At 69.7% G+C, this 9,852-nt stretch carries 13 protein-coding genes and 1 pseudogene; 11 read left to right on the top strand and 3 right to left on the bottom strand.

All coding sequences use genetic code 11. The features are described 5' to 3' along the window. Positions 1–179, top strand: a 179-nt coding sequence (locus A9X05_RS30065) for a WS/DGAT domain-containing protein (protein WP_156736905.1), incomplete at its 5' end; no start/stop codon positions are given. A 99-nt stretch (positions 180–278) separates the two neighbouring features. Here A9X05_RS30065 and A9X05_RS22205 read toward each other — a convergent pair. Then, a complete protein-coding gene (locus A9X05_RS22205) occupies positions 279–518 on the bottom strand; it encodes a hypothetical protein (protein WP_067751692.1) in 240 nt (79 codons plus the stop codon). A 237-nt stretch (positions 519–755) separates the two neighbouring features. On the opposite strand from A9X05_RS22205, the gene A9X05_RS22210 reads away from it, so the two are divergent. The 6 genes from A9X05_RS22210 (at position 756) to A9X05_RS22235 (ending at position 4,933) form a co-directional block, all read left to right on the top strand. Beyond that, the gene (locus A9X05_RS22210) at positions 756–1,916 is read left to right on the top strand and encodes a site-2 protease family protein (RefSeq protein ID WP_067784101.1); all 1,161 of its coding nucleotides are present in this window, start codon (positions 756–758) and stop codon (positions 1,914–1,916) included. A gap of 228 nt (positions 1,917–2,144) precedes the next feature. Continuing rightward, positions 2,145–2,501, top strand: a complete 357-nt coding sequence (gene fdxA, locus A9X05_RS22215) for a ferredoxin (protein ID WP_067751698.1) — start codon at positions 2,145–2,147, stop codon at positions 2,499–2,501. 7 nt (positions 2,502–2,508) lie between these two features. Beyond that, on the top strand, positions 2,509–3,189 hold the full coding sequence (locus A9X05_RS22220) for a metalloregulator ArsR/SmtB family transcription factor (protein ID WP_067751701.1): 681 nt from the start codon (positions 2,509–2,511) through the stop codon (positions 3,187–3,189). Beyond that, entirely contained in the window at positions 3,186–3,611 is a 426-nt protein-coding gene (locus A9X05_RS22225) for a hypothetical protein (protein WP_067751704.1), read from the top strand. The genes A9X05_RS22220 and A9X05_RS22225 overlap by 4 nt, the downstream gene beginning before the upstream one ends. A gap of 31 nt (positions 3,612–3,642) precedes the next feature. Beyond that, on the top strand, positions 3,643–3,987 hold the full coding sequence (locus tag A9X05_RS22230; protein WP_067751707.1) for a cupin domain-containing protein: 345 nt from the start codon (positions 3,643–3,645) through the stop codon (positions 3,985–3,987). A gap of 4 nt (positions 3,988–3,991) precedes the next feature. Further along, positions 3,992–4,933 carry a nitronate monooxygenase family protein gene (locus tag A9X05_RS22235; RefSeq protein WP_067751710.1) on the top strand — a complete coding sequence of 314 codons (942 nt, stop codon included), beginning with the start codon at positions 3,992–3,994 and terminating at the stop codon, positions 4,931–4,933. 137 nt (positions 4,934–5,070) lie between these two features. Here A9X05_RS22235 and A9X05_RS22240 read toward each other — a convergent pair whose 3' ends face one another. Continuing rightward, positions 5,071–5,571 carry a DUF1990 family protein gene (locus tag A9X05_RS22240; protein ID WP_067751713.1) on the bottom strand — a complete coding sequence of 167 codons (501 nt, stop codon included), beginning with the start codon at positions 5,569–5,571 and terminating at the stop codon, positions 5,071–5,073. A 22-nt stretch (positions 5,572–5,593) separates the two neighbouring features. On the opposite strand from A9X05_RS22240, the gene A9X05_RS22245 reads away from it, so the two are divergent. From A9X05_RS22245 to A9X05_RS22260, 4 genes are all read left to right on the top strand, one after another. Then, the gene (locus A9X05_RS22245; protein WP_156670023.1) at positions 5,594–6,520 is read left to right on the top strand and encodes an aldo/keto reductase; all 927 of its coding nucleotides are present in this window, start codon (positions 5,594–5,596) and stop codon (positions 6,518–6,520) included. A gap of 20 nt (positions 6,521–6,540) precedes the next feature. After that, on the top strand, positions 6,541–7,164 hold the full coding sequence (locus A9X05_RS22250) for a PaaI family thioesterase (RefSeq protein WP_067751720.1): 624 nt from the start codon (positions 6,541–6,543) through the stop codon (positions 7,162–7,164). A gap of 123 nt (positions 7,165–7,287) precedes the next feature. Further along, positions 7,288–8,013, top strand: a complete 726-nt coding sequence (locus A9X05_RS22255) for a trimeric intracellular cation channel family protein (RefSeq protein WP_156670024.1) — start codon at positions 7,288–7,290, stop codon at positions 8,011–8,013. A 16-nt stretch (positions 8,014–8,029) separates the two neighbouring features. Next, entirely contained in the window at positions 8,030–9,268 is a 1,239-nt protein-coding gene (locus tag A9X05_RS22260) for an amidohydrolase (protein ID WP_197499168.1), read from the top strand. Between the two features lie 46 nt (positions 9,269–9,314). Here A9X05_RS22260 and A9X05_RS31785 read toward each other — a convergent pair. After that, positions 9,315–9,852: pseudogene (locus tag A9X05_RS31785) on the bottom strand (sodium:proton antiporter); the annotation flags it as partial.

Here is a 9,852-nt window from a genome sequence, read left to right on the forward strand (position 1 = left end):
TGTATCCGGTGTCGACGGTCTACGACGGTCACGCACTCAACATCACGACGTGCTTGTACGCCGACCGGGTCGGATTCGGCTACGCCGCGGGTCGTGACGTGGTACCCGACATCGAGAACTTCATCCCGCTGACCGAGGAGTGCCTGGCCGAGCTGGAGGACGCTCTCGCTGTGGGCTGACCGCGGGGCGTGAGCGGGAGCAACGGTGTGACCGTCGTGGCGGGAATCGGCGGAGCGTCGATGTGGTCCGAATCGTCCCGATTTGCTTGCGCCGCAAGTTTAATGGCGCGCCAGCCGGGGGGCCCGACCGACCTGGCCCAGGATGCGCTCCAAGACGGTGTTGGACAGGTCGCCGTCATCGGCTACGCGAGACAGGCCGCGGCGGCGCAGGAACGTGTCGAGGCGTCGATCGGGGGACCAGTCGGCGTAGATCGGGCCGAGATACCGCGACTGAAGGAACTCGCAAGCCAGGGCGTCCACGTCAGAGTCCGTCAACAACAACGGTGGGATACCACCCATACCCGCGATGCTCCTTTGTTCAGCCGGAACCGCATGCCAAATTACGTGACACGGCGCCGGTAGTCCGTCACGCGGAGATTGCGGATCGGGCCCAAAGTCATCACCGCCCCCGCCGTCCGGCGGCTTGATCGGCGTTCGCCGGGGTCCAACGGCCCTAGTGGTAACAGTCGCGTCGCACTACTTTCGGACACGAGGCGGCAGTCGGGCCGCTTCCCTCAACGACTTTGGAGGTTCGAGGTGCGCGACGCGATCCCAATCGGGCGGATCGCCGGCTTCCCGGTGAAGGTCCACTGGAGCGTGCTGGTGATCCTGTGGTTGTTCACCTGGAGCCTGGCCAGCATGCTGCCCGGCAGCGTCAAAGGGTATTCGCCCGTCGCCTACTGGGTCGCCGGGGCGTGCGGCGCGCTGGTGCTGTTGGCGTCGCTGGTGGCGCACGAGCTCGCGCATGCCGTCGTCGCCCGCCGCGCGGGGGTCCCCGTGGGCAGCGTGACGCTCTGGCTGTTCGGCGGAGTCACCACCCTTGGCGGTGAGGCGAAGACGCCGACGGCGGCGTTCCGGATCGCGATCGCCGGGCCGGCCACCAGCCTCGCGCTGGCCGCCGTCTTCGGCGGCCTGGTCGCTGTCCTGCCGGAGGTGGGCGCCGCGCCGATCGCGGTCGGCGTCGCCTCCTGGTTGGCCGGCATCAACCTGCTGCTGGGCCTGTTCAATCTGCTGCCCGGCGCACCGTTGGACGGTGGCCGGGTTTTGCGGGCCGTCCTCTGGCGCCGCCACGGCGACAGCGTCCGCGCAAGCATCGGCGCCGCCCACGCCGGGCGGGTGGTCGCCTTCATCCTGATCGGGCTGGGGCTGGCCGAATTTCTGCTCGGCGGTGTGGTGGGTGGGGTCTGGCTCGCGTTCATCGGCTGGTTCATCTTCGCCGCCAGCCGCGAAGAGGAGACGCGGATTGCGACCCAGCAGATGTTTGCCGGAGTGCGCGTCGCCGACGCGATGACCGCCCGCCCGCACACCGCTCCCGGGTGGATCACCGTCGACGATTTCGTCCAGCGCTATGTGCTCGGCGACCGGCACTCCGCGTACCCCGTCGTCGACCAGAGCGGGACCATTTCGGGTCTGATCACCTTGCGGCAGTTGCGTGATGTCGCACCCGAGCGGCGCGCCACCGCCACCGTGGCGGAGATCGCGCAGCCGCTGCAGGAGGTGCCCTCCGGCGCACCGCAGGAGCCGCTGACCACCCTGCTGGAGCGGATGGCCCCCGCCGGCCCGCGCAGCCGCGCCCTGGTTTTCGACGCCGGCCAGGTCGTCGGCATCGTGACACCGACCGATGTGGCCCGGCTCATCGAGGTCTACCGGCTCGCCCACCTGGAAGGCGCGAAACCCGCTTCGGCTCAGAGCATTTAAACGAAGGCGCTCGACATCGGGGTTTATGGGCGCCGGTGGCCTTCGCCGGGCCGGGCCCGCGGCCAGATGCGCGCCACCGGGTCGCCGCCGCGGTCCGCCGCGGGAAGCCGAGCGACGGTCGGCGGCTTGACCATCAGAAAGCCTGTCGCACAGGGTCTTCCAAATGAACCCCGGCCGGTGCTCCCAATTGCCTCGTTTTTACAAGTACTATTGTGTAAACTGTCGGGCATGACGTACGTGATCGGAAACCCGTGCATCGATGTGTTGGACCGCGCCTGTGTGGACGAGTGCCCCGTTGACTGTATCTACGAAGGTGGCCGGGCGCTCTACATTCATCCCGACGAATGCGTGGATTGCGGAGCGTGCGAGCCGGTGTGCCCCGTGGACGCCATTTACTACGAAGACGACCTGCCTGGCGAGCTCAAACCGCACCTGGCCGACAATGAAGCGTTCTTCACCGAAACGCTGCCGGGGCGAGACGCCCCCCTCGGGTCACCGGGTGGGGCGGCCAAGTTGGGTCCGCTCGGTGTAGACACGCCTTTGGTGGCCGCTCACCCGAGGGCCGACCAAGCGGAAGGAGCGTGAGGGACCCGTGAATGTGCCGCGCACGTCGGTCGGGGAGTCCGCCAGCCGCCGCCGCGAGGTGCTGCGGGTGCTGCGGACGTCGCCCGACCCCATGAGCATCGCCGCTATCGCCGACGTGCTGGGCGTGCACCCCAATACCGTCCGATTCCACCTGGACAGCCTGGTCGGCGACGGGCAGGTCGAGCACGTCGAGCTGGACCGCAAGGGGCCGGGCCGCCCACCGTTGATGTTCCGTGCGGTCCGCCAGATGGACCGCGGCGGGACGCGGCACTATCGCCTGCTCGCCGAGGTGCTTGCCACGGCGTTCGCCGGTGAGCCCGACGCCGGCGCCAAGGCGGTGGCCGCGGGGCGGGCCTGGGGGAGAAAGCTCGATGCCAGCCTGCAGTCGGTTCCGATGAATCCCCCCAGCGCCGACGACGCGATCGACCACCTGGTCAACATGCTCGACGAACTCGGCTTCGCGCCCGAGCGCCGGGCGGCCGACGGGGAGCAACAGGTCGGGCTGCGGCACTGCCCGTTCCTGGAACTGGCCGAGAACCGGACGACCGTCGTCTGTCCGGTGCACCTCGGCCTCATGCAGGGCGCCATGGAGACCTGGGGTGCGCCCGTCTCGGTCGACCGGCTCGAGGCGTTCGTCGAGCCCGATCTCTGCCTGGCGCACCTGAAGCCGCAGAAGGCCGCCAAGTGAGCACCGGCCACGCGGTGGCCGTCGCGGTGACCTTCGTGTGGCTCGGCATGGTGCTGGCGATCTCGTTCCTGGAGGCCCCGCTGAAGTTCCGCGCACCGAATGTGACGTTGCAGGTCGGGCTCGGCATCGGGCGGCTGGTGTTTCGTGCCCTCAATACCGTCGAGGTCTGTTTCGCGCTTGTGCTGTCGGCGATCGTGGTCGCGGGCCCGACGCCGGCGGGTGTCGCCGCGGCGGCTTTCGTCGCGGTGGGAGCGCTTGCCCTGCAGCTGATCGCCGTGCGCCCCCGTTTGACGCGCCGCTCCGACAGCGTGCTCGCCGGGTCCGAAGGGCCGCGCTCGCGGGCCCACTACGGCTACGTCGGCTTCGAGGTGGTCAAGGTGGCCGCGCTTGTCGCGGCGGGGATACTGCTACTGACGGGGTGATCGCGTCCGCTCAACCACAAAGGACTCAGCTATGGAATCGATTTCGTTGACCAGCCTCGCGTCCGAAAAGCTGGCCGAGGCCAAGGAAACCCACAGCGGCCGGGCCGCCCACACCATCCATGGGGGCCACACCCACGAGCTCCGGCAGACTGTGCTGGCTTTGCTTGGCGGGCATGAACTTTCCGAACACGACAGCCCCGGCGAGGCGACGCTGCAGGTGCTGCAGGGCCACGTGCGCCTGACCGCCGGTGATGACGCTTGGGAAGGCAAAACCGGCGACTACGTCGCGATCCCGGCGGAGCGGCACGCCCTGCGCGCGGTCGAGGATTCGGTGGTCATGCTGACGGTGCTCAAGACCCTGCCGTCGGCTCACTAGCCGCATGCTTTCGACGCCCTGGTCAAGGGAATTCGGGCTGCGGGTACCGATCGTCAACGCGCCGATGGGCGGGGTCGCCGGGGGCCGGCTGGCCGCGGCGGTCACGGCGGCCGGCGGCCTGGGCATGGTCGGCATGGGCAGCGTGGCGACGAGGGAACTGCTGAAAACCCAGCTGCAGCACGTGCGTGGGACGTTCGGCATCGGCCTGGTCGATTGGGTGATGCGTACCGAGGCGGGCCTGTTCGAGGATGCCCTGGCGGCGCGTCCGGCCCTGCTGTCGGTCAGTTTCGGGACCGACTGGTCGTGGGTCGCGAAGGCGCACGACGCCGGAATCCCCACCGCCACACAGGTTTACGACGGCCTCGGCGCTCTCCAGGCGGCCGACGCGGGCGTCGACATCCTGGTGGCCCGCGGATCGGAGGGCGGCGGGCACGGTGAGACGACGCTGGCGACGCTGCCGTTGCTGGACACCGTGTTGGACGCCGTCTCGGTGCCTGTCCTCGCGGGGGGCGGCGTGGCGTCGGCGCGCAGCCTGGCCGCCGTGCTGGCCGCCGGGGCGAGCGGGGCGTGGGTGGGCACCCGCCTGGCCGCGTGTCCGGAGGCGCTCTCCGGTGACGGCAGCCGCCGTGCGCTGATCGCGGCCCGGGCCACCGACACCGCGGTCACCCGGGCCTTCGACGTCGCCCAGGCGCGGCCGTGGCCCGCGCGGTTCCCGTCGCGGGTGTTGACCAACGACTTCGTCGAGCGCTGGACCGGCAAGGAGGACGCGCTCAACCCGCAGGCCTGCGACGAACTCGAGGCCTCGATCGCCGCCGACGACCGCCGGGTCGCCCCGGTGGACGCCGGTCAGGGCGTCGGGATGATCCGCGACGACGCGTCGGTGGCCGAGGTGATCGACGAAATGTGTTCGGGCGCAGAGTGTTTGCTGGCTCGCTGGGGTTCCTAGCGTCCACCCGCGACGCTGGCGTGTCCCCCGCAAGCGGGCGGAGCCCCGGCTCGACGGCGGGAGCCACGCTGGCCTGACGCTCGGCGGCGGGAGACACGCTCGCGTGACACTCGGCGGCGGACGCCGGCGCTGCCGGCTCAGACCCCACGCAGATAGCGCTTGGCGATGAGGCGCTGAGCCACCGACACCACGGGCCTGGCGGCCTTGCTCCACCAGGTCGCCGGCCGCGAGAACGCCGTTACCTCCGCGAACACCGCGGAGGTCGCGGGGTCCCGCCGGACGACGAACCGTTCCTCGCCTGACTCCGGATGTCCGGGCAGTGTGCCGTAGGCGAATCCGCGGATGTCGGGCTCGTCGATGACGTACACCACCCGGCATGGCGCGGGCAGAAAACCCATGCGCACCACCACGACCGTGCCGACCTCGGCAACCTCAGAGCTGGCCCGCACCCGCAGGCCGGCGCCGTGCTGCATGCCCCAGCGCATGACGGCGTCGGCGGCGCGTTCGAAGCGCTGCTGCCCGGTGCCGATCTGCTTCTCCGTGTGCAGGTGGCCGTATCCGGCGGGCAAATTGCCGGATGCGGTCGCCCCCACCTCGGGGTAGGTCAACGGCAGTTCCTCGAGCGCTCCCAAGTCCACCCGTCCAGCTTGCCACGCCGAGATGGGGCCACATTTACGGCGTACGGTCGTAAAAGTGACTGCACAAAACTCCGAAACCGTTGCACCAAAAAGCCAAGCGTCCGGAACGTTCACACTCGGCGGCGACCTGACCATCAACCGGCTCGGCTTCGGTGCCATGCGCCTGACCGGCAAGGGCGTCTGGGGCCCGCCCGCCGACCGCGACGAAGCGGTCCGCGTGCTGCGGCGCGCCGTCGAACTCGGCGTGAACTTCATCGACACCGCCGACTCGTATGGCCCGTACATCGCCGAGGAGATCATTCGCGAGGCGCTGCATCCCTACGACGGCTTGGTCATCGCGACCAAGGCGGGTCTGCTGCGCACCGGCCCCGACGTCTGGATCCCACTGGGCAACCCGAGCTATCTGCGCCAGGAATGCGAGATGAGCCTGCGCCGCCTGGGCGTCGACACGATCGACCTGTTCCAGCTGCACCGCATCGACCGTGACTTTCCGCTGGCCGACCAGGTGGGCGAGCTGCTGGCGCTGAAGAACGAGGGCAAGATCCGCCACATCGGCCTGTCCGAGGTCAACGTCGATCAGCTCACCGAGGCCCAGCGGATCACCGAGATCGTCTCGGTGCAGAACATGTACAACCTGTCCGCCCGCGGGGCCGAACCGCTGCTGGACGCCGCGACCAGCCAGGGCATCGGCTTCATCCCGTGGTTCCCGCTGGCGGCCGGGCCGCTGGCCGCCCCCGACGGCCCGCTGCAACGCATCGCCGGCGAGCACCACGCGAGCGCGTCCCAACTGGCGCTGGCCTGGCTGCTGAAACGGTCGCCGGTGATGCTGCCGATCCCAGGCACGTCCAAGGTGGCGCACCTGGAGGAGAACGTCGCCGCCGCCCAGATCGAGCTGAGCGACGACGAGTTCGAGGCGCTGTCGACCGCGGGAGGTCAGAACACCGTCTGACCACCGGATACGGTGTCCGGGTGAGTAGCGGACAGGCCAGGCACTCTGGCGGCGGGTTCAACCCGCCCGAACCGACGACCAAGGGCGGTCCCGACTACGGCCGGTTCATCGAGGCCGTGCGCAAGCTGCAGGACCACGCTCGCGCCGTCGACGCCCCCGACCAGGTGATCACCGAGGCGGCGAACCAGCTGGAGAAGCTCTCGGAGTTGCTCGCCCCGTACGACGCCGACGAGTGGGCGGCGCCCTCGGGCCGCCGCATGGACCTGCCGATGCGCGGCAACGTCCTGACGGTTCCCATGTCCGCCCGCAGGGGTGACGACGGCCGCGTGCACGGCTGGGCGCGTTTCGCCCGGTTCCATCTGGGGCGCAACGGCGCGGTGCACGGCGGTTCGCTCGGCATGCTGTTCGACACCGTCCTCGGCCTGACGGCGGTTCTGCTCACCGGGAGCCGGCGCCAGCGCACGGCCTACCTCAAGATCGACTACCGCAACATCGTGCCCATCGAAAAGGAGCTGCAGTTTGACGCCGGCGTCGACCGGGTGGACGGGCGCAAGATCTTCGTCTCCGGCCGGCTGACCGACGGCGACACGCTGCTGACCGAAGCCGACGCCCTGTTCGTGCGGCTCAAACCCGGCCAACCCTAGCGCGATGTTGCATCGAACACCGTTGCACCGCAGCAATTTCGGTGAGACCCGGTGGTCGTGCGCCCAGGTGCGTCGGCCCGGTCTGCGCGGATACCCGGCCCGGCCGGGGAAAGGGGTTTCGGTGTGACGCCCGCCGGCCTGACAATGGCGGACCTGTTCCGTGCGGTCGACCTGACCGGGGTGTTCGGCAACGCCCTGCTGGCCGGCGTGATCGCGCGGAAGGAGAAGCTGGACCCCGTCGGGTTCGCGGCCCTCGCCGTGTTGTCGGGTCTGGGGGGTGGCATGCTCCGCGACACTCTGCTGCAGCGTGGCACCCCGGTCGCGCTCACCGACTACGCCTATCTGCTGACCGCCCTCGCCGGGGCGGCGTTCGCGTTCGCCTTCCGGGTCGAGGGCCGGGTGTGGAACTGGGTATGGCCGATCGTGGACGCGCTGGCATTGGGATGTTGGGCGGCAACCGGTGCGCACAAGACGCTGGCCGTGGGGCTCGGCTGGCTGGCGGCGCTGCTGCTGGGCACGATCTCCGCGGTCGGCGGCGGAGCGACGCGGGACATCGTGATGCGTCGCGTCCCGGGGATCTTCGGCGGAAACACCCTGTACGCCACCTGCGCCCTCGCGGCGAGCGGCGTGCTCGTGCTCTTCAACTACCGCGACCACCCAACCCCCGGGCTGTTGGTGGGCACACTGACCGGGACGGTGCTGTGCTGGCTTGCTCAGTGGCGTGGCTGGATGTTGCCCGCCGTGGGTGCCTGGTCGCCGCCGACGCTTTTCTCGCGGCGGCGCTCCCGCCCGCCGGCGCCCCGGGACCACCAGACGGAGGAGGGCCTCAACGATGGGGACAGCCGCTAACTCGGTGTTCACGCGGGTGCTCGCGGGGCTGCGTGACGCCCGTGCCTGGCAGGAGGAGTTCTACCGCAATCTGCACCAACACCCGGAGCTGTCACACCAGGAGCGCGAGACCGCTGCGGCCGTGGCCCGGCGGCTGGGTGGCTTCGGCTACGACGTGCACGACGGCATCGGCGGCACCGGCGTCGTCGGGATTCTGCGCAATGGCGACGGCCCGGCCGTGTTGTTGCGGGCCGACATGGATGCGCTGCCCGTCAAGGAAGACACCGGCCTCCCGTATGCCAGCACCGCCACCGCCACCGATGCGGACGGCAACCGGGTATCGGTGATGCACGCCTGCGGCCACGACGTGCACGTGACCTGCCTGCTCGGGGCGGCCGCGCTGCTGGCCGGTGCCCGCGGTGAGTGGAAGGGCACCGTGATCGCCTTGTTCCAGCCCGCCGAGGAGGTCGGTGACGGCGCCCGCGCCATGCTCGACGACGATCTCGCAACGCTGGTCGGCCGTGTCGACGTCGCCCTCGCCCAGCACGTCCTGCCTTTTCCGGCCGGTCGGGTGGGCACACGACCCGGGCCCGTCCTCTCCACCGCGGACAGCATGCGGATCACCGTGTATGGCCGCGGCGGCCACGGCTCGATGCCCCAGGCCACCGTCGATCCGGTGGTGCTCGCCGCCATGATCGTGATCCGGCTGCAGACCGTAGTCTCCCGCGAGGTCGCGCCGACCGATTCGGCCGTGCTGACCATCGGCCGGATCGAGGCGGGAACCAAGAGCAACATCATCGGCGACCACGCCGTGCTGGAGCTGAACCTGCGCGCCTTCAGCGAGCAGACCCGCGGCAGGGTCCTGGATGCGATCCGGCGCATCGTGACCGCCGAATGCCAGGCGTCCGGATCCCCGATGGATCCCGACTTCGAGCTTTTCGATCACTATCCGGCGACGGTCAACGATTCCACGGTCACCGAGCGGGTGCGGGCCGCGTTCGACGATTTCTTCCGCGAGCGATCATGCGAGCTGCCGCTTCAGGCCGCGAGCGAGGACTTCAGCGACATTCCGACGGCGCTGGGGACGCCCTACTGCTATTGGGGTATCGGCGGCGCCGATCCCGACACCTATCACCAGGCGGTGAGCGCGGGTCGCGCCAGCGAGGACATCCCGGTCAACCATTCGCCCGCGTTCGCGCCGGTTATCCAGCCCACCCTCGACACCGGGACCCAGGCGCTGACGGTCGCCGCGCTGGTTTGGCTTGCGCCGTCATAACCGTTGGGCGGCAACCGCATTGGGATCTTCACCGGCCGCGCCGGTCTCAGAGCCGGGTGGTCGGCAACGTCACCTCTTCGTGATCGAGTTCGCGTTCGAGCACCCGAAGGCTCCGATCGGGCAGCATGCCCGCGTCACGCCAGCGCACGAGTTCGTCGCGCTCGGCATCGATGGCCACCCGCCGGATCGCGACGGCCGCCTCGTATTCGGGATAGTTCGGTACGTCGTCGGAATCCGACAGCAGATCGAGCCGACGTTGATACCGCTCGAGCCGGGCGCGCAACTGCCTTCGCACAACGTCGATCGCCCTGGCGTCCGCTTCGCTTTTGTGACCCAGCTCGTCGAGGGTCTCGAGGGCGGCGCGCACGGCGGCCGTGCGCGCCCGATTACGCAGGCGCACTTCGTCCACGGCCTTCGCGTGAACGCCGAGGGCACGCACGACCGGCCCGAAAGTGCTGCCCTGCCCGATCAGAGTCACCAGCACGACCACCAACGTGCAGAACAGCAACAGATCCCGGACGGGAAACCGTGCGCCGCTGTCGGTGGCGAAGGGCACGGCGAAGATCGCGGCGAGGCTGACGACG

The organism is Mycobacterium sp. E3298 (assembly GCF_001666895.1).
In the GTDB taxonomy this organism is placed as follows: domain Bacteria; phylum Actinomycetota; class Actinomycetes; order Mycobacteriales; family Mycobacteriaceae; genus Mycobacterium.

Bases quoted from the DNA above. Each gene is read 5' to 3' on its own strand.
- A9X05_RS22205 (WP_067751692.1), bottom strand. From the start codon at position 518: ATGGGTGGTATCCCACCGTTGTTGTTGACGGACTCTGACGTGGACGCC.
- fdxA (WP_067751698.1), top strand. From the start codon at position 2,145: ATGACGTACGTGATCGGAAACCCGTGCATCGATGTGTTGGACCGCGCC.
- A9X05_RS22235 (WP_067751710.1), top strand. From the start codon at position 3,992: ATGCTTTCGACGCCCTGGTCAAGGGAATTCGGGCTGCGGGTACCGATC.
- A9X05_RS22245 (WP_156670023.1), top strand. From the start codon at position 5,594: ATGGGGCCACATTTACGGCGTACGGTCGTAAAAGTGACTGCACAAAAC.
- A9X05_RS22230 (WP_067751707.1), top strand. From the start codon at position 3,643: ATGGAATCGATTTCGTTGACCAGCCTCGCGTCCGAAAAGCTGGCCGAG.